Annotated in this window: 20 protein-coding genes; 10 read left to right on the top strand and 10 right to left on the bottom strand. The window is 66.1% G+C overall.

The genetic code is table 11. The annotated features are described in order from the left end of the window. Positions 1–49: 49 nt before the first annotated feature. Positions 50–532 (top strand): YajQ family cyclic di-GMP-binding protein, encoded by a 483-nt coding sequence (locus H3005_RS00840; protein ID WP_089236993.1) that lies wholly within the window; start codon positions 50–52, stop codon positions 530–532. A 38-nt stretch (positions 533–570) separates the two neighbouring features. Here H3005_RS00840 and H3005_RS00835 read toward each other — a convergent pair whose 3' ends face one another. The 3 genes from H3005_RS00835 to H3005_RS00825 form a co-directional block, all read right to left on the bottom strand. Beyond that, positions 571–1,665 carry a helix-turn-helix domain-containing protein gene (locus H3005_RS00835; protein ID WP_191077410.1) on the bottom strand — a complete coding sequence of 365 codons (1,095 nt, stop codon included), beginning with the start codon at positions 1,663–1,665 and terminating at the stop codon, positions 571–573. A 364-nt stretch (positions 1,666–2,029) separates the two neighbouring features. Beyond that, positions 2,030–3,157, bottom strand: coding sequence for an NAD(P)-dependent alcohol dehydrogenase (locus H3005_RS00830; protein ID WP_100553605.1), 1,128 nt, complete (start codon positions 3,155–3,157; stop codon positions 2,030–2,032). 17 nt (positions 3,158–3,174) lie between these two features. Further along, a complete protein-coding gene (locus tag H3005_RS00825) occupies positions 3,175–4,641 on the bottom strand; it encodes a benzaldehyde dehydrogenase (RefSeq protein ID WP_100553606.1) in 1,467 nt (488 codons plus the stop codon). Positions 4,642–4,836: 195 nt separating this feature from the next. Here H3005_RS00825 and H3005_RS00820 point away from each other — a divergent pair, with 195 nt between their 5' ends. Further along, positions 4,837–5,403: a DUF1415 domain-containing protein gene (locus tag H3005_RS00820; protein ID WP_100553607.1), complete on the top strand. Its 567-nt coding sequence runs from the start codon at positions 4,837–4,839 to the stop codon at positions 5,401–5,403. Then, positions 5,400–6,200: an SDR family oxidoreductase gene (locus H3005_RS00815; protein ID WP_191077409.1), complete on the top strand. Its 801-nt coding sequence runs from the start codon at positions 5,400–5,402 to the stop codon at positions 6,198–6,200. Before H3005_RS00820 ends, H3005_RS00815 begins: the two co-directional genes overlap by 4 nt. Before the next feature lie 168 nt (positions 6,201–6,368). On the opposite strand, the gene H3005_RS00810 is transcribed toward H3005_RS00815, so the two are convergent. Next, the gene (locus tag H3005_RS00810) at positions 6,369–8,399 is read right to left on the bottom strand and encodes a M3 family metallopeptidase (protein WP_191077408.1); all 2,031 of its coding nucleotides are present in this window, start codon (positions 8,397–8,399) and stop codon (positions 6,369–6,371) included. A 170-nt stretch (positions 8,400–8,569) separates the two neighbouring features. Between H3005_RS00810 and H3005_RS00805 the strand changes: the two genes are divergently transcribed. Then, positions 8,570–8,974, top strand: coding sequence for a hypothetical protein (locus H3005_RS00805; protein ID WP_191077407.1), 405 nt, complete (start codon positions 8,570–8,572; stop codon positions 8,972–8,974). A gap of 101 nt (positions 8,975–9,075) precedes the next feature. Here the strand turns inward: H3005_RS00805 and H3005_RS00800 are convergent, their stop codons facing one another. After that, a complete protein-coding gene (locus H3005_RS00800; protein WP_180165552.1) occupies positions 9,076–10,188 on the bottom strand; it encodes a PLP-dependent cysteine synthase family protein in 1,113 nt (370 codons plus the stop codon). Positions 10,189–10,314: 126 nt separating this feature from the next. Between H3005_RS00800 and gloA the strand changes: the two genes are divergently transcribed. Both gloA and H3005_RS00790 read left to right on the top strand, forming a co-directional pair. Next, positions 10,315–10,833 (top strand): lactoylglutathione lyase, encoded by a 519-nt coding sequence (gene gloA, locus H3005_RS00795; RefSeq protein WP_100553612.1) that lies wholly within the window; start codon positions 10,315–10,317, stop codon positions 10,831–10,833. 124 nt (positions 10,834–10,957) lie between these two features. Next, positions 10,958–11,386, top strand: coding sequence for a VOC family protein (locus tag H3005_RS00790; RefSeq protein WP_025877330.1), 429 nt, complete (start codon positions 10,958–10,960; stop codon positions 11,384–11,386). A 92-nt stretch (positions 11,387–11,478) separates the two neighbouring features. Here H3005_RS00790 and H3005_RS00785 read toward each other — a convergent pair whose 3' ends face one another. The 4 genes from H3005_RS00785 to H3005_RS00770 all read right to left on the bottom strand — a co-directional run bounded on the left by H3005_RS00785 (position 11,479) and on the right by H3005_RS00770 (position 16,482). Next, positions 11,479–11,910: a CBS domain-containing protein gene (locus tag H3005_RS00785; RefSeq protein WP_089237013.1), complete on the bottom strand. Its 432-nt coding sequence runs from the start codon at positions 11,908–11,910 to the stop codon at positions 11,479–11,481. A 346-nt stretch (positions 11,911–12,256) separates the two neighbouring features. Continuing rightward, entirely contained in the window at positions 12,257–13,834 is a 1,578-nt protein-coding gene (locus H3005_RS00780; protein WP_207764204.1) for a DHA2 family efflux MFS transporter permease subunit, read from the bottom strand. Between the two features lie 8 nt (positions 13,835–13,842). Beyond that, positions 13,843–14,904, bottom strand: a complete 1,062-nt coding sequence (locus H3005_RS00775; protein ID WP_223879988.1) for an HlyD family secretion protein — start codon at positions 14,902–14,904, stop codon at positions 13,843–13,845. A gap of 111 nt (positions 14,905–15,015) precedes the next feature. Continuing rightward, on the bottom strand, positions 15,016–16,482 hold the full coding sequence (locus H3005_RS00770; RefSeq protein WP_191077405.1) for a TolC family protein: 1,467 nt from the start codon (positions 16,480–16,482) through the stop codon (positions 15,016–15,018). 152 nt (positions 16,483–16,634) lie between these two features. Between H3005_RS00770 and H3005_RS00765 the strand changes: the two genes are divergently transcribed. Beyond that, positions 16,635–17,354 (top strand): helix-turn-helix transcriptional regulator, encoded by a 720-nt coding sequence (locus H3005_RS00765; protein ID WP_223879987.1) that lies wholly within the window; start codon positions 16,635–16,637, stop codon positions 17,352–17,354. A 313-nt stretch (positions 17,355–17,667) separates the two neighbouring features. On the opposite strand, the gene glmS is transcribed toward H3005_RS00765, so the two are convergent. Continuing rightward, positions 17,668–19,506 carry a glutamine--fructose-6-phosphate transaminase (isomerizing) gene (gene glmS / locus H3005_RS00760; protein WP_108266649.1) on the bottom strand — a complete coding sequence of 613 codons (1,839 nt, stop codon included), beginning with the start codon at positions 19,504–19,506 and terminating at the stop codon, positions 17,668–17,670. Between the two features lie 216 nt (positions 19,507–19,722). Between glmS and H3005_RS00755 the strand changes: the two genes are divergently transcribed. Genes H3005_RS00755 through H3005_RS00745 form a run of 3 tightly spaced genes read left to right on the top strand, consistent with a single transcriptional unit; the run spans position 19,723 to position 23,069 of the window. Continuing rightward, positions 19,723–21,000, top strand: coding sequence for an efflux RND transporter periplasmic adaptor subunit (locus H3005_RS00755; RefSeq protein WP_100553617.1), 1,278 nt, complete (start codon positions 19,723–19,725; stop codon positions 20,998–21,000). Between the two features lie 31 nt (positions 21,001–21,031). Then, complete coding sequence (locus H3005_RS00750) at positions 21,032–21,754, top strand: ABC transporter ATP-binding protein (RefSeq protein ID WP_032976565.1); 723 nt, start codon at positions 21,032–21,034, stop codon at positions 21,752–21,754. Between the two features lie 10 nt (positions 21,755–21,764). Beyond that, complete coding sequence (locus H3005_RS00745; RefSeq protein WP_100553618.1) at positions 21,765–23,069, top strand: ABC transporter permease; 1,305 nt, start codon at positions 21,765–21,767, stop codon at positions 23,067–23,069. Positions 23,070–23,077 lie beyond the last annotated feature (8 nt).

The following is a 23,077-nucleotide window of genomic DNA, read 5'->3' as shown; positions in this document are numbered from 1 at the left end:
CGACCGGCACGATAGAATGACCGCCACTGATTTCTGCGGAGTAACGCCCATGCCTTCCTTCGACGTTGTGTCCGAAGTCGACACCCACGAACTGACCAATGCGCTCGACCAGGCCAACCGCGAGCTTGCCACCCGCTTCGACTTCAAGGGCGTGGACGCCAGATTCGAGCGCGAGGGCGAAGTGATCACCCAGTCCGCACCGAGCGAGTTCCAGCTCAAGCAGATGAACGACATCCTGCGCGCACGCCTGGCCGCCCGCAGCATCGACGTGCTCAGCCTGGAATATGGCGACGTGGAAACCAACCTGGCGCAGGCCCGGCAGAAGATCACCGTCAAGCAGGGCATCGAGCAGAAGATCGCCAAGAAGATCGCTGCGGCGCTGAAGGAAGCCAAGCTGAAAGTGGAAACCCAGATCAACGGCGACAAGCTGCGGGTGATGGGCAAGAAGCGCGACGACCTGCAGGACGCCATCGCCGTGCTGAAGGCCGGCAAGTTCGAACTGCCGCTGCAGTTCAACAATTTCCGCGATTGATCGACGCCGGGGTGTAGCGCCGGCCCCGGTTGCCGGCCTCACTCGCGCAGCAGTTTGTACAGCGTTGTCCGCGAGATTCCGAGTTGGCGTGCAGCGAGGCTGAGGTTGCCGTCGGCGGCACGTGCGGCGCGGCGCGCTGCATCGCGCTGCTGGTCACGCAGTGGCGCCGCCTGCACAGGCGCCGCGGCCGTAGCCGGCGAACGCGACCGTGCAGCGCGCGGTGCCTGCAGATGCTGCAGATGGACCGCACTGCCCTCGCCCAGCCGCACCCGATGCGCAGGACCGGGCTGCAGCAGTCGGCGGCGCTGTGCGGCGCTGGCGCCGGCAAACAGCGTGTCCAGCGAAAGCAGCGGCAGCGGCCCACGCCGTGGCAGTCCGAGCAGACGCCGGGCGACGCGGTTGGCGGCAAGCAACTGGCCGTCTTCCTGCACCGCCAACAGGCCCTGCAGCGGTGATGCCAGCCAGCGCGGATCATGCTGCACCGCCAGCAGGTGCACATCGCTGAGCGTGTGCATCAAGCGGTTCTCGATGGCCAGCGCTGCCTGCCGGAAATAGCCCTGCAGCAATGCCGGGTCGCGTTCCCCCAAGCCGGTGATGTCGATCGCACCGCAGACCTGCCCCTGCAGGTCATGCAGCGGCTCACTCAGGCAGAACACGGGGGCAAACCGCTGCAGATAGTGTTCGTTGCCGCGCACCAGGGCGGGCATGTCGTCGGCCAGGCTGACCGCAGGCGCGGTGGTGCCGATCTCGGCCTCGCCCAGCCGCCGGCCCACCTGGATCGGCCGCAGCAGCGGCGCATCTTCCAGTCCATGGGCGCGATGCACGATCACCATGCCCTCGCGGTTGGCGCAGAACATCGTCCATCCCCGCGCACCGAACGCAGACCACAACTGCTCCAGCTCAGGCTGCACGCAACGCGCCAGGCGACGGTCGTCGCGGGATTCCAGGTGGTGGCCGTTGCCCTGCAATGGCGGGTAATACGGCTCCTGGCCGGGACGCACACCGGCCGCATGCGAACGCTGCCAGGACTGCTGCAACGGCAAAGGCAGCATCGCCAGCGACTGCACGTCGCCCTCGGCAAAAGCGGCACGCGCCGCCACCAATTGCTGTTGCCCGACTGTCGTGGCCATCATGGACGCAGAGTACACCCGCGCACGCCACGCCCGCGTTACGTCCCGACAACGGAGCGTTTCCGTTTCCGTCAGGCATTCATCCACGCATGGCGTGGATCCATGTGTCGACCAAGGTCGACACCTACCAACAGCAGCGGAGATCTGTCGAAGGCGGGGTGGGTCCGGTTGCGGGGGTGTCCGCGGCATGGATGCCGCGGCCGAGCCTACAGGGACGTATTTACGGCGTCCCCCGCAACCGGACCCACCCCGCCATCCCACGGATAGCCCGCTGTTGCTGTTGCTTCGGCTGTTGCTGTTGCTTCGGCCGTTGCCGTTGATTCGGCGGGTGCAGGGCGCAGCCCTGCAAACCCTCCCCACCCTCACCTCACGCCGCGATCCGCAGAATCGGCTTCAGGGTAATGCCCCGCGTACTGTCCTCGGCCGCCTGGTTGATCTGCTCCAGTGGATAGAACTTCACCAGCCTGTCGAACGGGAAGCGCCCCTGCTGGTACAGCGTCACCAGCTGCGGAATGAACACCTGCGGCACGCTGTCGCCCTCGACGATGCCGCGGATGCTGCGACCACCCAGCAGCAGGTTGTTCACATCGAAGCTGGCGGTCGTGCCCAATTTCGGCGCGCCAACCACGCCCATCATGCCCAGCCCGCCCAGCGCCTCGATACCTGCGGAGAGAACCTCCGGACGACCGGTGGATTCCAGCGCGAAATCGGCGCCGCCACCAGTGATCGCACGCACGGCCTCGATCACATCGGTCTCGCGGCTGTTGACCACGTGGGTGGCACCCAGCTCCATGGCCAACTGCAACCGTGAGGGCACCACGTCGATGGCGATGATGGTGGTGGCACCAGCGACCTTGGCCGCCATCACCGCGCTCAGGCCGACCGCACCGGCGCCATAGCTGGCGAAGCTGCTGCCCGATCGCACCTGCAGCGAGTTGAGCACCGCACCGGCACCGGTCTGGATCCCGCAGCCCAGCGGGCCGAGCAGCTCCAGCGGCGCATCGTCAGGCACCTTGATCGCGTTGATCTCGCGCGCCAACGCAAACGTGGCAAACGACGACTGTGCGAAGAAGTGATCGTGCAGCGGCTGGCCCTGTGCATCGGTGATGGCGGTATGGCCGTGGCCATCAACGCCACCGAAGTTCAGCGCGAAGAAATCGCGGCAATACGCACCATGTCCACCACGACAGGGATTGCAGTGGCCGCACTGGCCGTAGGTCAGCACCACGTGGTCGCCGGCCTTCAGTTCACGCACGTTGGGGCCGACCGCCTCGACGATGCCCGCGCCCTCATGGCCCAGCACCGCCGGCAGCGGCACTGGATAGTACTGGTCACGCACGATCAGGTCGGTGTGGCACAGGCCGGTCGCCACGATCTTCACCAGCACTTCGTCGTCCTGCGGGCCGCGCAGGCGCGCCTGCTCGATGACGAAGGGCTGTTCCTTGCCGCGCACCACGGCGGCGGTGATGTCACGCGATCCACTGTTGCTGCTCATCGTTGCGTTCTCCTCGATCAGATCGGATAGGCCGGGGCTTCGCCCTTGACCGTCATCCATTGCCACTGGGTGAATTCCTCCACGTTGGCCGGGCCGCCGATGCTGGTGCCGTTGCCGGACGCCCCTACCCCGCCAAAGGGATTGATGACCTCATCGTTCACGGTCTGGTCGTTGATGTGCAGCAGGCCGGTACGCAGGCGCTCGCCCAGCTTCAGCGCGCGGCCGACATTGCGGGAAACGATCGCCATCGACAGGCCGTACTCGCTGTCATTGGCCAGGCGCACGGCTTCGTCGTCGTCATCGAACGGCACCACCACCGCCACCGGCGCGAAGATCTCTTCGTTGAACGCCGGATTGTCCGCGCTGACGTTGCCGAGCACGGTCGGTGCGAAGAACAGGTCCTGGTAGGTGCCGCCGGTTTCGAGGGACGCACCGGCCTTCACTGCGTCGTCGACCACACGCGCTGCATGGTCGCGCTGCGCGGCATTGATCAATGGCCCCAGCGCCACGTCCTCGCGTGCCGGGTCGCCCACCTTCAGCGACTTCGCCTTGGCCACCAGCTTCTGCAGGAACGCCTGATGGATGCTTCGCTGTACCAGCACACGGCCGGTGGCCATGCAGATCTGACCCTGGTGCAGGTACACGCCCCAGGCGGTGTTGGCCACGGCCAGATCCAGATCGGCATCGTCGAGGATGATCAGCGCGTTCTTGCCGCCCAGCTCCAGTGACACTTTTTTCAGATGCTTGCCGGCGGCTTCGCCGACCTTGCGTCCCGCCGCCGTCGAGCCGGTGAACTGGATCATCGCCACATGCGGATCACTGGTCAGCGCGGCACCGGCGGCGCCGTCGCCGGGCAACATGTGCAGCACACCCTGCGGAAGACCTGCTTGCTCGAACAGGCGTGCGATCACCGCACCACCGCACACCGCCGTGCGCGGATCAGGCTTGAGCACCACGGCATTGCCGAGAGCGATGGCCGGGGCCACCGCGCGCATCGCCAGGTACAGCGGGAAATTGAACGGTGAGATCACCCCCACCACGCCGAGGGGACGACGCCGCGCCAGATTCAGCCTGCCGGGCTCGGACGGCAGGATTTCCCCCACGCTGCGCGAAGGGAGTGCGGCGGCCTCATGCAGTGCCTTGATGGTCACCTTGGCCTCGAAGCCGGCCTTCAGGCGGGTGGAGCCGCTTTCGCGGACCATCCAGTCGACCAGCGTGTCGATGTTTTCCTCGGCCAGGCGCGCGGCCTTGCGCAGCACCTCGGCGCGCTGTTCGTATGGCGCCGCCGCCCATGCCTGTTGTGCCTGCGCCGCAGCGGCTGCAGAGCGCGCGACCTGCGCCGCGTCGGCCAGGCCGATCTCACCAAGCGACTGCCCGGTGGCGGGTTCGATCACCGGCTGGCGCTGTGCGGCAGCGCTCCATTGACCATCAAAGAAGGCGCCTGACCAGAGTGTGTCCGGCAGCCATGGGGAAGATGCAGTCATGTGAAGTCCTCCTGTGTCGTGCCGCCATTGCACGCCTGGCCCGCTGCGTCGGCAATCGGCCATTGGCGTGATATCGGCAAGGGATTGAATCGATGGGAATTTCCAGCATCGCCGTTGTCCAGTTCCTGCACAGTGAACGGCGCCCCCGCACCGGCACGCCTACAATGGCCACCCACGCCAGCCGATGCGCCCGCCATGACCGACACCCCCCTGCCCACCGATGACCCGATCGCCGCCACCCGCCTGTGGCTGGAGCGCATCGTCATCGGCCTGAACCTGTGCCCGTTCGCCAAGGCGGTGTACGTGAAAGACCAGGTCCGCATCGTGCTGAGCGACGCGACCACACCGGAAGCCCTGGTGGAAGAACTGGCCGAAGAACTGGTGCTGCTGCGCGACACGCCGGCCGAGCAGATCGATACCACCCTGATCGTGCACCCGCAGGTGCTGACCGACTTCCTCGACTACAACGACTTCCTCGACAACGCCGATGCGGCGATCGAGGCGCTGGACCTGCAGGGCATCCTGCAGGTGGCCAGCTTCCATCCGGACTACCAGTTCGATGGCGTTGCCGCCGATGACGCCAGCAACTACACCAACCGCGCGCCCTTCCCCACCCTGCACCTGCTGCGCGAAGACAGCGTGGAACGCGCGGTGGATGTCTACCCGGACCCGGACGTGATCGTCGAGCGCAACATCCAGACCCTGGACCGGATCGGTGTTGAGGGCTGGCACCGTCGCCTGCGCGGTGACGACCTGTCATGAGCACGGTACCGCCGATTGCCACCTGGCCGGTTGCGCCGCTGCACGGCAGGGTCGTGCTGGTCACCGGTGGTGCCAATGGCATCGGCCGCGGCATCGCCCAGGCGGTGCTCGGGGCCGGCGGCCGCGTGCTGATCGGCGATCTGGATGTGGAGGCAGGCCAGGCCTGCCTTGCCGAATGGCAGCGCGGCGATGATGCGGCGTTCCAGCGGCTGGACATCACCGACGAAACCAGTGTGCGCGGCTTCATCGCGGTGGCCCTGCAACGCTTCGGCCGCATCGATGGCCTGGTCAACAATGCGGGCATCGCCGGGCCGCACGGCACCCTGCTGCAGGACATGGACTGGGAAGAATGGCAACGTCGGCTTTCGTCGCTGCATGGTGCGTTCCTGTGCAGCAAGCATGCTTTGCCGGCGCTGTCGGTCGATGCAGGCGCGATCATCAACATCACATCGACCCGCGCCTGGCAGTCCGAACCGCACAGCGAAGGCTACGCAGCGGCCAAAGGCGGGCTGGTGGCCTTCACCCATGCGCTGGCGATCAGCGCCGGACCGGCGGTGCGGGTGAACAGCATCAGCCCCGGCTGGATCAGCACCGATGCCTGGCAGGCACCGTCGCGCCGGCACGACCCGCAGTATTCGGCCAGCGACCATGCCCAGCACCCGGTGGGTCGGGTCGGGCAACCGGAGGATATCGGCGCGCTGGCGGTATACCTGCTTTCATCGCTGTCCGGATTCAGCACCGGCCAGGATTTCGTCGTCGACGGCGGTATGACCCGGAAGATGATCTACGCCGATTGAAAGCGGGACGCCCCGGTAGCGCCGGGCCATGCCCGGCGGCTTTCCTACGCCGCGCTACGTGCTCGCCGGGCATGGCCCGGCGCTACCGGAGCGCTGCCCTTTTTTGCGTTTACGCCATGCCGGAGCATTCCAGTAGATCCACGCCATGCGTGGATGGCGGCAACCTGCTTACGCCATGCCCGAATGGCGCAGCAGCGCATCGATCTGCGGCGCACGGCCGCGGAACGCCTTGAAGTTCTCGGCGGCCGGACGACTGCCGCCACGCGACAGCACCTCGTCGCGGAAACGCGCGCCGGTTGCAGCCAGCGCCTGCGGCGCTTCCTCGAACGCGGCGTAGGCATCGGCGCTCAGCACTTCGGCCCACTTGTAGCTGTAGTAACCGGCAGCATAACCACCGGCGAAGATGTGGCTGAACTGATGCGGGAAGCGATTCCAGCTCGGCGGATGGTTCACCGCCACTTCCGCACGCACGCGCTCAAGCAGTGCCAGCACGCTGTCCTGCTCGGCCTCGAACTGGCTGTGCAGCAGCATGTCGAACAGGCCGAACTCGAGCTGACGCACGGTGGCCATGCCGCTGTGGAAATTGCGGGCGGCCAGCATGCGCTCGTACAGCGCGCGCGGCAGCGGCTCGCCGCTGTCCACATGCGCGGTCATGCCCTGCAGGTGCTCCCATTCCCAACAGAAGTTCTCCATGAACTGGCTGGGCAGTTCCACCGCATCCCACTCCACGCCGTTGATGCCGGCCACGCCCAGCTCGCCGATACGGGTCAGCAACTGATGCAGGCCGTGGCCCATCTCATGGAAAAGCGTGGTCACTTCGTTATGGCTGAAGGTTGCCGGCTTACCGTCGGCACCACGGCCGAAGTTGCACACCAGGTACACCAACGGCGTCTGCACGCTGCCATCGGCGCGCTCGCGGCGGTTGCGGCAGTCATCCATCCACGCGCCGCCACGCTTGCCTTCGCGGGCGTACAGGTCCAGGTAGAACTGGCCCACCAGATTGCCCTGCGGGTCCACCAGGCGGAAGAAGCGCACGTCCTCATGCCAGACCGGCGCGCTGTCTTCCTGCACGCGCAGGCCGTACAGCTGTTCGATCACCGAGAACAGGCCGCCCAGCACCTTGGGTTCGGTGAAGTACTGCTTCACTTCCTGCTCGGAATAGCTGTAACGCGCCTGTTTCAGGCGGTCGGCGGCGAACGCCAGATCCCATGCCTGCAGGCTGTCGATACCGAGATGCTCGCGGGCGAACTGCTCCAGCTCGGCACGATCCTTGGCCGCGAACGGCTTGGCGCGGGCAGCAAGGTCGCGCAGGAAACCCAGCACTTCGGCGGGGTCCTTGGCCATCTTGGTGGCTACCGAATAGCCGGCGTAGGAATCAAAGCCCAGCAACGCGGCCAACTCCGCACGCAGTGCAAGGATGCGATCAATGTTGCCGCCGTTGTCCAGTGCATCGTCGCCGAACTCGGAGGCGCGTTGCGCGCTGGCGCGGTACAGGATCTCGCGCAGGTCGCGGTCCTCGCCCCAGGTCTGCACCGGCAGGTAGCACGGCATCTGCAGGGTCAGTTTCCAGCCCGTCGTGCCGTCTTTTTCCGCAGCGGCGCGTGCAGCAGCCTTCACGTCGTCCGGCACGCCAGCCAGACGCGCCGGGTCTTCGACGATCAGCGACCACGCATCGGTGGCATCGAGCACGTTCTGCGAGAACTTCGCCGACAGCGCCGACAGTTCTTCCTTGATGGCGGCGAAACGCTGCTGCGCGTCCGCATCCAGCTCGGCACCGCCGAGGCGGAAATCACGCAGGGTGTTTTCCAGCACCTTGCGGCGCGCCTCGTCGAAACCGGCCGCTTCGGTGCTGGCAGCCAGCGCCTGATACTGGCGGTACAACGCCAGGTTCTGGCCCAGCGCACTGGCGAAGCGGGTCACCCGCGGCAGGTTGCTGTTGTACGCCTCGCGCAGCTCGGGGGTGTTGATCACGCCCTGCAGGTGGCCGACCAGGCCCCAGGCGCGCCACAGGCGTTCGGTGGCATCGTCCAGCGGGGTAACGAAGGTCTGCCAGCTGACCGGCTGCACCTGCTCGGCAGCGCTGACCGCCGCCTCGGCCTGCGCCAGCAGCACGTCCAGCGCCGGCGCCACATGCTCGGGGCGGATCGCCTCGAAGCGCGGCAGGCCGGAAAAATCGAGCAGGGGGTTGGCAACGGTCACGGCAGGTCTCCAGAGTACGGGCCCGGCAGCGCGGGCAGCCAGATCGATATGGCGCTTGCCGGGCTGGCAGACAAGGGGCGGCAGGCCATTGTTCACGTCGGCCTTACGGCCGTCGGCTGAAGCTTGCGGCGCGGGGGAGACCGCAGCGGAACGTGTCGAGGAGGCCCCACATGGAAGGTCTGGCTCCAGCTCCATCCGCAGTACGTTCACCATCGCTGGCGCTGTCGGCCAGCCCGACCGAACTGGCCTGGATCGCCGCGCTGTGCGATGCGGGCGACGATGCGCCGCGCCACCTGCAGCAGCTGCAGGCACTGCAACACCAGGGCGGCAGGTTCAGCGACGAGCAGGAATGGTATCCGTTCGAGGTGATCGAACGCGGTGCCAGCCAGGTGCGGCTGGGCCACGAGCGCGAGTTCGTCATCTGCGTGCTGCTGTGGCTGCAGGCCCTGGCCCAGGGCCGGGCCAGCATCCTGGACCCGCGCCTGCACCTGGACGACCGCGCCGTGGAGATCGAGGCCCTGCCCGATGCCCTGCGCGATGCGGTACTGGATGCGTTCACTGCGGCCGGATATTGATCGGGGTGCGACTCACCGCTGCGCTCGCCGGGCACGGCCCGGCGCTGCCGGCTCGGCGTGACCGATAGCGCCGGGCCATGCCCGGCGGAAATGTCGGCCGGCTACAGCGCTTCCAGGCTGCACCACGGCAATCCAGGCAGGCCCTGCCCGGCCGCTGCCGCCGCCACCTGCGCGTCGGCGGTTTCCACATCGATTCCCTGCCGCACATACCAGGCAGGGTCGTAATAGCTGTGCGCGTAGCGATCGCCGCTGTCGCACAGGATGCTGACGATGCTGCCCTGGCGGCCAGCCTCGCGCATCCACTGGGCGGCCTGCAGCACGCCGATGAAATTGGTACCGGTGGAGCCACCGACGCGGCGTCCCAGCTGGCGGCTGACGTGGCGCATCGCAGCTAGGCTCAAGGCGTCGGGCACCTTCACCATGGCGTCGACACTGGTCGGAATGAAGCTCGACTCCACCCGCGGCCGGCCAATGCCTTCCACCCGCGAACCGCCGTTGCAGGTCATGCCGCGCCACTCGTTGCCGCCGGCCAGGGCGGCCTGGTAGCCGTCGAAGAACACCGAGACTTCCGGGTCCGCACACAGGATGCGGGTGTCGTGCCGGCGATAGCTGACGTAGCGCCCGAGCGTTGCGGCAGTACCACCGGTGCCGGGGCTGCACACGATCCAGTCCGGAATCGGGCTGGGCTCCTCGGCCATCTGCTTGAAGATGGATTCGGCGATGTTGTTGTTGGCACGCCAGTCGGTGGCGCGCTCGGCATAGGTGAACTGGTCCATGAAGTGGCCGCCGGTTTCGCGGGCCAGCTTTTCCGAATCGCAGTTGAGGTCGCAGGCGCGCTCGACCAGATGGCAGCGGCCACCGTGGAACTCGATCGCCGCGATCTTCTCCGGCGACGTCGTGGCCGGCATCACCGCGATGAACGGCAGGCCCAGCAGTCGCGCGAAGTAGGCCTCCGACACGGCAGTGGAGCCGCTGGAGGCCTCGATCACCGGCCGCCCTTCGCGCAACCAGCCGTTGGCCAGCGCGTACAGGAACAGCGAGCGCGCCAGCCGATGCTTGAGGCTGCCGGTGGGATGGCTCGATTCATCCTTCAGGTATACCTCGATGCCATCGAACCCGGGCAAGGCCAGCGGGATCAGGTGGGTATCGGCGGAACGGTTGAAATCGGCTTCGATCTTGCGGATGGCGGCGGCCACCCATTCACGCTGCGACATGGCGGGCAATGGTCATCAGGACGGAACGGTGCGATCCGGCCATTGTACGTCGCGGTGCCGTCAGCTGCCGGCCCGTAGAATGACGCCCATCCGGCCGGCAACGGCCCTGTCTGAAGGACCTCCCCCATGACCATTCCCGCCCTGCGCGATGTCCCCGGCGTCGCCGCCCAGGCCCCGGCCGAAACCACCGGCTTCGTCTTCAACCACACCATGCTGCGGGTCAAGGACGCCACCGCCTCGCTGGACTTCTACACCCGCGTGCTCGGCTACCAGCTGATCGACAAGCGCGACTTCGCCGAAGCCCAGTTCAGCCTGTACTTCCTGGCCTACGTTCCGGCCGGCACCGTGGTGCCGGAAGATGACAACGCCCGCCGCCTGTGGATGGCCGGACTGCCGGGCGTGCTGGAACTGACCCACAACCACGGCACCGAGACCCAGGACGGCGCGGTCTACCACGACGGCAACAGCGACCCGCGCGGCTTCGGCCACATCTGCGTGTCGGTGCCGGACATCGAAGCGGCCTGCCAGCGCTTCGAAGACCTGGGCGTGACCTTCCAGAAGCGCCTGACCGACGGCCGCATGAAGAACCTCGCCTTCATCAAGGACCCGGACGGCTACTGGGTCGAGATCATCTCCAACGCCTGACCCAGAAAGGGGCACAATTCCGGTAGCGCCGGGCCATGCCCGGCGGCCTTGAGCAGGCCGCGCTGCGCGCTCGCCGGGCACGGCCCGGCGCTACCGACTCCGCCCCCTTTTTTGCGAGGTTCGTATGGAAACGATGGAACTGCACCGTGGCCGCCTGATCGACCACATCCAGCTGGTCGTGCGCGATCTAGCCGCCAGCCGCCGCTTCTATCAGGCGGTGTTCGACACGATCGGCATCCCGGTGGCCGGTGAAGGCGATGACTACTTCTGGGCCGACGAACTGTTCATTTCCAGCGCCAGCAGCGAGGCCGCCGCCGGCCAGTTGACCGGCCGCCACCACCTGGCGTTCCAGGCCCGCGATACCGCCACCGTCGATGCTTTCCACAGCGCTGCGCTGGCGGCTGGCGGGAAGGACAACGGCGCGCCCGGCGAGCGCCCTTACCATCCCGGCTACTACGGCGCCTTCGTGCTCGATCCAGATGGCAACAACATCGAGGTCGTCTACCACGGCCCGGCGAACTACAGCGCCGATTCGGTCAAGGTCAGTTTCTGATTCCTGCGCTACGCGCTCGCCGGGCATGGCCCGGCGCTACCAACGAAGAAGCCGGGCAATGCCCGGCTTCGTCTCATCGCACTGCGCAGGCCTCAGTGGGCCGCCATGTAGATGTCCTGCAGCACGGCCTTTTCCAGCTCCAGCTCGCCCAGCAGGTTCTTCACGATGTCACCCAGGCTGAGGATGCCGACCAGCGTGGCACCATCGGTAACCATCAGGTGGCGGCGACGCGAGTAGGTCATCAGGGACATGGCCTGCTTCAGCGTGGCGTCCGGCGCAATGCCTTCCAGGCCGGTGGACGGCAGGCTGGAAATCACCCGTCGGCCGGCCTGCGGACCATCATCGGCCAGGCTGCGGACGATGTCCTTTTCGGAAATGATGCCGACCGGGGCATCATCCTTCATCACTACCAGTGCAGCGATCCTGTTCGCGCTCATCTTGTGCGCGGCGGCACCGATCGTGTCTTCCGTGTCGATGGTGATGACAGCTTCTTTCTTGGATTGCAGGAGCTCGCGGACGTTCATTCTTGTTTCCTGGTGCAGGTCACTCAAGTCAAAAAAGTGTGCTCTGCCGATTCGCCCCCTCCCCGGGAACAGACCCTTCAGCGCACGTCTGGCGCACTTTGCCGGATCTGGCATTTCGCCAGCAGGCGGGCTAGGTGCTGCAACGCGAACGAGGCGGATTCAACGGCTCAACCCGGATCTCGGTCAACTTGATTCTACGACTGCGTCCATCGGTCACTAGCGGCATCGATGGGACAGATTGTCGTGGGAACCGGCCAACGATCCAGAGAATGGCACCGTGGGTGAAACCGCCGCTGAATGCTGCTTGCAAGGAGCCCTAAAGTTTGCCGATTGCCAACACCGGTATTCACCCTGGGCGGACATGCTTCTTGCCACGAAGCATCAGACTGCCAGCCGCACAGGCAAGCATGGCAATGCCTGCCACAAGGAAGGCATCGCTGTAGGCCAACAGCAATGCCTCACGATGAACGATCCTGTCGAGGATCGCGAACGCCTGCTGCCGTTCCAGTGCATGTCCGTTGCCGAACAGAGCGGTGGCGCTGTCCATGGGGGCTTTGGCCAGCATCCTGACCAGCTCGACCACGCGCGCCTGGGTAGCTGGCGCGAAGGACGTGACCGATTCCCCGATGTGCAACGCATGCAGTCGCTCCCGGGTCACGATGAACTGACTGGCCACGGCGATACCGATCGCGCCACCCACATTGCGCACCATCGAGAACACGCCTGCCGCCGAGCCGAGCTCAGTGCGTTCCAGCCCTTCCACGGCCATCACACTGAGTGCGACCACGATCAGCGATTGGCCGATGCCACGCACGATCAACGACGGCACGATGACGTTGCTTGCCGCGTTGGCATCCAGGTGGATGTTCATCAGGCAGCCCACCGCCATGATGACGAAGCCCAGCACGATGACGGTCCGCACGCTGGTGCGCTTCATCAGCGGCGGCGTGGCGAAGGACATGATGAACTGCACGATGCCGTACGGAATCATGGTCAACCCGATCTGGCGCGCGTTGTAACCATGTACGTCGGCAAAGTAATTGGGAATGAGGAACACCACACCGAACACCACCGCGCCGAAGGTGAACTGCATCAGGCTGGCCAACCCGAAGTTGTAGCGGGAAAGCAGCCGCAGGTTGAGGAACGGCTCGCTGCGGCGCAGCTCGATGGCGACGAACGCGACCAGGCCAACTGTGGCGATGAGTGCTGCCTCGATGATGAACGTCGAAGAGAACCAGTCTTTGCGACCGCCCTCCTCCAGCATGATCTGCAGCGCGGACAAGCCCAGGGCCATGGCGATGATGCCGCCCCAGTCGCCGGTCCGGAACCTGTGCAGCGCCATCGGCTGCGGCCGGATCGACCAGCCGATGGCAGCCAGCAGCAGCAGGCCGGGCGGCACTTGCAGATAGAAGATCGCCCGCCACGAATAGACATCGGTCAACCAACCGCCAAGCGATGGCCCCGCCGCCTGCGCCACGTTGTTTGCTATGGCGAACAACGCCATGCCAAACGGATGTTTTGATGATGGCAGCTCGGTCACGATGAGCTGGAACGAGAGCGGTATCAGCACACCACCGAACGCGCCCTGCAGCGTGCGCGCCAGGATCATCGCGTTGATGTTGGGTGCGATCGAGCAGGCCATCGAGAAGAGCACGAAGCCTGCGGCCCCCACCATCAGCACGCGGCGCACGGTGAAGACCGATGCCAGCCAGGCCGCCAGCGGAATGACGATGATCTCCGCGACAAGATAGGCCGTGGTGATCCACGACCCTTCCTCGAAAGTGGCACCCAACGACCCGCGCACATCCGGCAGCGACGCATTGGTGACGTGCACGTTCATACCCGCCATGAAGCAGCCAACCACGCCACCGATCACCGCGACCCACGCACGCAGTGATACTGCATCCTCGGCAGGGGTTGCCATGGTGGCGCTCATGGCGCGCGATCCGTGCGTGTGTCGATGGCCGCCACCACCGACATCCCCGGCCGCAGGAACGACAGCTTCGCCTGGTCGGCATCCACGGTGATACGCACCGACATGCGCTGGACGATCTTGGTGAAGTTTCCGGTCGCGTTGTCGGGCGGCAACAGCGCGAACTGCGCGCCGGAGGCAGGGGCGAAGCTTTCCACGCGTCCCTTCAAGGCGCGTCCGCCGAGTGCATCGACCTCGATCTCCACAGGCTGGCCCGGCGCCACGCGCTCCAGCTGCACCTCTTTGTAGTTGGCGACGATGTAGATCTGGTCCGGCACGATCGCCATCAGCGGTGCGCCGGCACCCACGTAATCCCCCATCCGCAAGCTGCGTTGACCGACCGTTCCGGCCTGCGGTGCACGGATCACCGTGTGTTCCAGGTCAAGGGTGGCAAGGGCCAGACCTGCCTGAGCCTGCACCAATGCACCCTGCGCCTGGTCAAGCGCGGCGCTCGCGCGCTCACGCTCGGTCACCAGTACCTTGGTGTAAGCCGTGCTCGCAGCCACCGCAGCGCGCGCAGCATCCGTGTTCGCTGCAGTGCGCTGTGCGCTGGCATCTGCGGCTTCCAGGTGCTTCGCATCCGATGCCTGCTGGTCGGCAAGCAGACGTTCCCGGCGATAGGCCTGGGCGGCCTGACGGAGATCTGCCTGGTGCGCCCGCAGATCTGCGGCAGCAGCGGCAATCACGCTCTGCTGCCGCGTGCTCTGCGCGTCGAGGTTGGCGATGGCAGCCTGCTGCGCCCTTACCTGCGCCGTCGCCATTGCGACCGCGCCTTCGGCCTGGAGCAGACGCGAGCGATAGTCCCGATCGTCCAGTGTGGCCAGAATCTCACCCTCGGCCACGTGCTGGTTGTCGCGCACCCGGACCGTGGTGATGTAACCAGCGATTCGTGGATTGACCGTTGCGATGTCGGCCCTGACGTAGGCGTTGTCGGTGCTGACCTGGAAGCGGCCTACTGTCCACCAACGCAGGCCGGCACCGCCGCCGGCCAGGACGAGCAGCACGATTGCGCCGATGACCATGGGCCTGCGCTTCATCCGCAGGAGGGAGCGGGGCGAACGAACGGGTGCGCCGCGTGGATTGTCTGTGTCTGTCATGTCGTCTGTCGGGGGAGTGCGGGGGAAAAGGGTGAATCAGCGCGCGGCGTCATCGCTGCGGGTGATGGTGGGGAGATGTACGGCAGGCGCCTGCTCCCAGCCGCCACCAAGCGACCGGAACAACGCAATCTGGTCGGCGGCGATCTCCGCCTCGGCGGAGGCGGCCATGGCCTGTGCCTCGACATCGCGGCGCTCCGCCTCGAGCACGTCCAGCTCGCTCGCCGCACCGGCGCGTCGGCCCACCTGCGCCAGTCGAAGCGCCTCACCGCTCTGCACGGCAGCTGTCTTCAACGCAGCGTGCTGACGCAGCGCTGCCTGGTAGGTCGCCAGCGCCTGTTTCACGTCTTTCAATGTGGCCAGGATCACCGCATCGAAACGCGCAAGCGCGGCGTGTTCCTGCGCTTCGGCATCGGCGATCTGCGCGCGCGCCGCGCTGCTGTTCGGGAAGCGCCAGGACAAGGCCGGGCCCAGGTTCCAGGCGATCGACCCGTGATCGGTCAACCCGCCGGGCGTCGGCGCCGAACTGGCCACGGTGCCCAGAATGGAAACCGTGGGATACAGGCTCGCGGTAGCCACGCCGATCCGCGCGGTGCTGGCTTCCAGCCTGCGCTGTGCCTCCCGGATGTCCGGCCGTCGCTGCAGCAGCGCGGTGACATCACCGATCGGAAGCGGGGTATCAAGCTGCGGAACCGCGGCGCAGCTGGTTGCGTCTGCGGGCAGGTCGTCCGGCGTCCTCCCGGTAAGCACGGCCAGTGCATACAGGGCATTCTGCCGACCGGCCTCCAGCGCGGGAATGGCAGCGCGGGTCTGCTCGACCAGCGCGGCGGCACGCGCGACATCCAGTGATGTCGCATCCCCCGCATCACGCTGGGCCGTCTTCAGTTCCAGGCTGCGACTGACCAGGGCAAGCGAGCGGTGGGCAATGTCGGCGCGCGAGGCGTAGCCACAACTTTCCACGTAGGCGCGCGTGGTTTCGGCGGCAACGACGACCCGCACGCTGTCTTCGGTGGCCTGGATCGCCTCGGCATCTGCCCGCGCCGCTTGGATGGATCGGGCAATCCGGCCAAACAGATCCAAGCTCCAACCGGTTGCGAATCCCCCGCCGTAACGTTGCCCGGTGCGGACTTCGGTCTGCTCCAGTGCGGCCGCGATCTGGTCGCTCATCGTGCTGCCATAGCCGACATCGCTGGACACCGCAGTGGTCGGCAGCCGATCACCCTCGCGTTCGCGGAGCACCGCGTAGGCGGACCGCAGGTTGGCCGACGCAACCCGCAGATCGCGATTGTTTTCCAATGCCTGGATGACCAGCGCATCCAGCGTGGCGTCGCCATACAGGCGCCACCATCGGGGCACGGCGGGCGCGCCCGTGATCGCGTCGTTGTCGACGACAGTCATCGGCGGCAGGGCGAGGGTGGAACGCGGCGAACTGCTGGGACCGACCGCGCATCCACACAGTGCGGAAGAGACCAGAAAAGACAACAGCAAAGGACGGAAGACAATCATTGACGGGGTACTTGGGATGGCGTGTGCCCAGGACACACATCACATCACCCGCAACGCTGTCCTTCTCCCGCCTGCCGGACTACCATCGTCTAGATATGGACAGAAAACGCACTGTCAGGGCATGTCACGCAACCGAGCGCCCCGTTGCGGCATTGGCCACCCGACATCCTCACGGCGAACACATTGCCGCGCACCGCCATGCGCGCGCGCAGTTGATCCACGCGCTGACCGGGGTGTTGACGGTCATCAGCGCAGAGGGAAGCTGGGTCGTGCCATCCGGCAGGGCCGTGTGGATGCCAGAGGACGTGGAGCATCGGATCCGCATTGCCGGAGATGTCGCGATGCGGACCATCTACGTTGCACCCGGGATACGGCCGGATCTTCCCAGCGGTTGCGAGGTCATCGAGGTCTCCGCGCTGCTGCGCGAGGCCATCGTTGCTGCCACCGGCATACCGCTGGACTATCGCGATGGCGGGCGGGACCACCGCATCATGGAGCTGATCCTGGACGAGATTGAAGTGGCACCGCGGCTTGGGCTGCACGTTCCACTACCGCGCAACGCACATCTGCTGCGTCTGTGCGAATGGATGATCGCCGAGCCTGCCGAGCCTGTAACGCTGGACGATCTGGCCGCACGGATGCACGTCAGCGGGCGGACGGTGGCACGGCTGTTCCACCGCGAGGTCGGGATGAGCTTCGGCGACTGGCGGCGGCGGATGTGCCTGCTGCTCAGCCTGCCCCGCCTGGCCTCGGGGGCATCCATCCTGGAAGTGTCGCTGGAGCATGGCTATCTGAGCCCTAGCGCCTTCTCGGCGATGTTCCGCCGCTCGCTTGGAGTGTCACCCACCGAGTACCTGGTTTCCAAAGCATGAACCGCGCACACTGATTCGACGTATTCCCAGCAGTGCGCGCCGCCGAAGCGTCTGCTCTTGCCGGTGGCGTGCAGTCTGGCCGGTGTGGATGATGCGGGCCGCCGCCGTCTGCTCCAGCTGCCAGCGGTCCGGATTGCCAAGGCGATATCGAACCACTGCAGAAACGCAGAAGGGCGAGAGCAATCCCGCCCTCGCCCCTCGTTCTTGATCAGCACGTCATGAAACACACCGTCGTTCAGGCGGTCTGAAGCTTTCCCACTCCATAGCGCGGACACATGGCGGGCAGCACATCACCCGCCAGCCACGTCCGGCCTTATTCCACCGTAACGCTCTTGGCCAGGTTGCGCGGCTTGTCCACGTCGGTGCCGCGTGCCAGCGCGGTGTGGTACGCCAGCAGCTGCACCGGGATGGTGTGCACCACCGGGCTGAGCACGCCGGCATGGCGCGGGGTGCGGATCACGTGCACGCCTTCGGACTCGTTGAAGTTGCTGTCCTGGTCGGCGAACACGAACAGCTCACCGCCACGCGCACGCACTTCCTGCATGTTGGATTTGACCTTCTCCAGCAGGCTGTCGTTGGGCGCGATCACTACCACCGGCATGTCCTCATCCACCAGCGCCAGCGGCCCGTGCTTGAGCTCACCGGCCGGGTAGGCCTCGGCGTGGATGTACGAGATTTCCTTCAGCTTGAGCGCACCTTCCAGGGCGATCGGATAGTGCAGGCCACGGCCCAGGAACAGCGCACTGCTCTTGCGTGCGAAGCGCTCGGCCCATGCGGCGATCTGCGGTTCCATGTTCAATGCGTGCTGCACGCTGCCCGGCAGGAAACGCAGCTGCTCCAGGTAGTCCGCTTCCTGTGCGGCATCAACGCGGCCATGCAGCTTGCCCAGCACCACGGTCAGCTGGAACAGCGCGGCCAGCTGGGTGGTGAAGGCCTTGGTCGACGCCACGCCGATCTCGGCACCGGCGCGGGTGTAACAGACCAGTTCGCTGGCGCGCGGAATCGCGCTTTCCGGCACGTTGCAGATCGACAGCGTGTGCTTGTGGCCCAGCGACTTGGCGTACTTCAGCGCTTCCATCGTATCCAGCGTTTCGCCGGACTGGGAAATGGTCACGATCAGGTGCTTGGGATTGGCATACGCGGCGCGATAGCGGTACTCGCTGGCGATCTCCACGCTGCACGGCAGGCCGGCGATGGCCTCGATCCAGTAGCGCGCGGTCAGGCCCGAGTAGTAACTGGTACCGCAGGCCAGGATCTGCACGCCCTCGATGCCCGACAGCACCGCTTCGGCATTCTTGCCGAACAGTTCGGCCGGAAAGCCACCGGCGTCGATGGCCGCTTCGATGGTGTCGCCCAGTGCACGCGGCTGCTCGTGGATTTCCTTCTGCATGAAGTGGCGGTACGGGCCCAGTTCCAGCGAGGCCAGCGAGACATCGGAGAGATGTACATCGCGCTCGATCGGCTGATCGTTGCCGTCGAAGATGCTCACCCCATCACGGCGGATCTCGGCGGTGTCACCCTCTTCCAGGAAGATCACCTTGCGCGTGGCCGACAGTACGGCCGACACGTCGGACGCCACGAAGTTCTCGCCCTCGCCCAGACCGACCAGCAGCGGGCAGCCCATGCGGGCGCAGACGAAACGTTCCGGCTCGGCACGGCTGATCACGGCCAGCGCATAGGCACCGGTCAGTTCCTTGACCGTGTGCTGCAGCGCGACCAGCAGGTCATCGCCGTTCTTCAGATGGTGATGAATCAGATGGGCGATCACTTCGGTGTCGGTCTGCGACTCGAAGGCATAACCCAGCGCGCGCAGTTTCTCGCGCTGCTCTTCATGGTTCTCGATGATGCCGTTGTGCACCAGCGCCACGCCGTGGCTGATGTGCGGATGCGCGTTCGCCTCGGTGACGCCGCCATGGGTGGCCCAACGCGTGTGGCCGATGCCCAGGCTGGCAGTGAAGCCTTCGGCCTCGGCAGCGGTGGCCATTTCAGAGACGCGGCCGGTGCGGCGCACGCGGCGCACGTCAGCGCGCTCGGCATGGTCGATCACGGCGATACCGGAGGAATCGTAACCACGGTATTCCAGTCGCTTCAGTCCTTCGATCAGGACCGGCACCACATCCCGTTGGGCGATCGCACCTACGATTCCACACATGTCACGCATTTCCTTGAAGACGGTCGGCGCATTCTAGCCTGCGTGTCCGCCAGCCCCCCCTCCTGTCCGCTTAATGAAAGTGTCCGGAAAGGTGTCCGCGGACACCCGGACAGTAGTGACGCCTCTGCAAATCATTGATGGAAAAGGAAATAAAGTTGGCACGCTGTGTGCTTTGTGTAGGGCACCACTCTGGCACCACCGACAGGCACGAACCCGATGATCCGCGACACCTCCGCCCAGGACCAGATCGTTTCCTCCGCTGCGGCCAGTGCTCCCAAGGCCGCATGGCACCGTTACCGCTGGCCGGCGCTGGCTGGCATCGCCCTGCTCGCCGGCATCGGCTGGGCCGTGCATGCCTGGTCCAACGCCAGCCGCTCGTTCGACAGCAGCCGGGTGCGCGTGGCCGAAGTGCAGCGCGGCGACCTGGTGCGCGACATCGCCGCCGACGGCCGCGTGATCGCCGCCAACAGCCCGGTGCTGTATGCGATCTCGGGCGGCACCGTCGACCTGAAGGTGGTCGCCGGTGACGTGGTCAAGAAGGGCCAGGAGCTGGCGATCATCGACAGCCCCGAGCTGCGCAGCAAGCTCGCCCAGGAGGAGGCCACCCTGGCGGGTCTGGAAGCCGAGGCCAGCCGCGCCAACCTGGATGCCACCCTGGCCCGTGCCAAATCGCGCAAGGAAACCGATCAGGCCAGCATCGAGCGCCAGGCCGCCGACCGCGACCTGCAGCGCTACCAGCGCGGCTTCGATGGCGGTGCGGTGCCGCAGATCGATCTGGCCAAGGCCCAGGACACCCTGAAGAAGGCCGACATCAGCCTGGCCAATGCCACCACCGATGCGCGCCTGCAGAGCCAGGGCGCGGATCTGGACGCACGCAACAAGCGCTTGCTGGCCGACCGCCAGAAGGCCGTGGTGGCCGAAGTGCAGCGCCAGGTCGATGCGCTGACCCTGCGCGCACCGTTCGATGGCCAGGTCGGTCAGGTGCAGGCTGTGCAGTCCACCAACCTGGCCGCCAACGCGCCGGTGCTGGGCGTTGTCGACCTGTCCAAGTTCGAGGTCGAGATCAAGGTGCCGGAAAGCTTCGCGCGCGATCTGGCGATCGGCATGCCGGCGCAGCTGACCGGCGGTAATGGCCAGCCGTTCCCGGGCGAGATCAGTGCGGTGTCGCCGGAAGTGGTCAATGGCGAAGTCAACGCACGCGTCCGCTTTGCCGCGGCCCAGCCGGAAGGCCTGCGTCAGAGCCAGCGGATGTCGGTGCGGGTGCTGCTGGATACCCGCAGGAATGTCATGAAGGTCGAGCGCGGCCCGTTCGTGGAACAGGGCAACGGCGTGGCGTACGTGATGGATGGTCGCACCGCGGTGCGCCGTCCGATCGAACTGGGCGTCAGCAGCCTGGGCGAAGTGGAAATCAAGTCGGGTGTGCAGCCGGGGGACCGCATCGTGGTCTCGGGCAGCGACCTGTTCAAGGACGCCGAACGCGTCTCCGTCAACTGACAACCCATACATCCTGGAGAGAGGACACCCCATGTACATGCTCGAAATGCGTTCGGTCGCCAAGGTCTTCCGTACCGAACAGGTGGAAACCCACGCGCTGCGTTCACTGGAACTGCAGGTCAAGGAAGGCGAGTTCGTCGCCGTCACCGGTCCGTCCGGCTCCGGCAAGACCACTTTCCTCAACATCGCCGGCCTGCTGGAAACCTTCACCAGCGGCACCTACATGCTGGATGGCCAGGACGTCAGCAAGCTTGGCGATGATGCGCGCAGCCGCCTGCGCAACCAGAAGATCGGCTTCATCTTCCAGGGCTTCAACCTGATTCCGGACCTCAACCTGTTCGACAACGTGGACGTGCCGCTGCGCTACCGCAAGATGAGTGCCGGCGAGCGCCGCGAGCGCATCGAGAAGGCGCTGAGCCAGGTCGGCCTGGGCTCGCGCATGAAGCACTACCCGAACGAACTCTCCGGCGGCCAGCAGCAGCGCGCGGCGATTGCCCGTGCCCTGGCCGGCAGCCCGCGCCTGCTGCTGGCCGACGAACCGACCGGCAACCTGGACACGCAGATGGCGCGCGGGGTGATGGAGCTGCTGGAGGAGATCAACGCCGCCGGCACCACCATCGTGATGGTCACCCACGACCCGGAACTGGCCGCGCGCGCGCAGCGCAACGTGCATATCGTCGACGGCCAGGTCACCGACCTGGTGCGCGAGCCGGTGCTGGCCACCCCGCGTCGCATCGTCGCCGTCAACGAGTGAGGGCACGACCATGTTCGCCTACTACGCCCGACTGGCGGTGCGCAGCTTCCGCCGCAACAAGGTACTGACCGCGCTGATGGTGGTAGCCATCGCGCTGGGCATCGGTGCTTCGATGACCACCCTGACCGTGTTCCATGTGCTGTCCGGCGATCCGATCCCGGACAAGAGCGACCGCCTGTTCTACGTACAGGTCGATCCGCGCCCGCGTTCGGGTTACCTGACCGGCGAAGAGCCGGAGACCCAGATGACCCGTTTCGATGCCGAAACGCTGCTGCGCGAGAAGCGTGGTGAGCGCCAGGCGATGATGAGTGCCGGCGATGTGACCGTCGAGCCGGAAGGCAGCACGTTGAAGCCGTTCAACATCGATACGCGCTGGACCTCGTCCGATTTCTTCCCGATGTTCAACGTGCCGATGCTGTATGGCCGCGCCTGGACGGCCAGCGACGATGACGGTCGCGCTCGCGTGGTGGTGCTGTCCAAGGTGATCAATGACAAGCTGTTCCAGGGTGCGGACAGTGTCGGCCGCCAGGTCCGTGTCGATGGCCATTCGCTGCGCGTGATCGGCGTGATGGACACCTGGAATCCGGAACCGCACTTCTTCGACCTGACCGTGGGCAACTACGGCCGCGAAGAGGATCTGATGATGCCGCTGTCCACCGCGATGGACCTGAAGTTCGGCAGCAACGGCAACATGAACTGCTTCCGCGACGGCGCTCCCGGCGACGACAGCAATTCGATCAACGCACCGTGCACCTGGATCCAGTACTGGGTGGAACTTGATCCGTCCAAGGCCGAGGACTACCGCCGCTATCTGGTCAACTATTCCGACCAGCAGCGGGCTGCCGGCCGGTTCGAGCGTCCGGCCAACGTGCGCCTGCGCACCGTGATGGAGTGGCTGACCTTCAACAACGCGGTGCCCAGCGACGTTCGCCTGCAGATGTGGCTGGCCCTGGGTTTCCTCGGTGTGTGCCTGGTCAACACCGTCGGCCTGCTGCTGGCCAAGTTCCTGCGCCGCAGCGGTGAAATCGGTGTGCGTCGCGCACTGGGCGCCAGCCGCGGGCAGATCTTCCTGCAGTGCCTGGTCGAAGCGGGTGCGGTGGGCGTGGTCGGTGGCGTGCTCGGCATCGGGCTGGCGCTGCTGGGCCTGTACGCGGTACGCCAGCAGCCGGTGGACTACGCCAAGCTGGCCCACCTGGACGGCAGCATGCTGCTGCTCTCCCTCGGCCTGACCCTGCTCGCCAGCATCGCTGCCGGCTTCCTGCCCGCCTGGCGCGCGATGCAGGTCACCCCGGCCATCCAGCTCAAGTCGCAGTAAGCACGAGA

It is taken from the genome of Stenotrophomonas sp. Br8, assembly GCF_014763005.1.
In the GTDB taxonomy this organism is placed as follows: Bacteria; Pseudomonadota; Gammaproteobacteria; order Xanthomonadales; family Xanthomonadaceae; genus Stenotrophomonas; species Stenotrophomonas lactitubi.
Note: the sequence above shows the minus strand (reverse complement) of the source record. Positions and strands in the feature narration are given on the sequence as shown.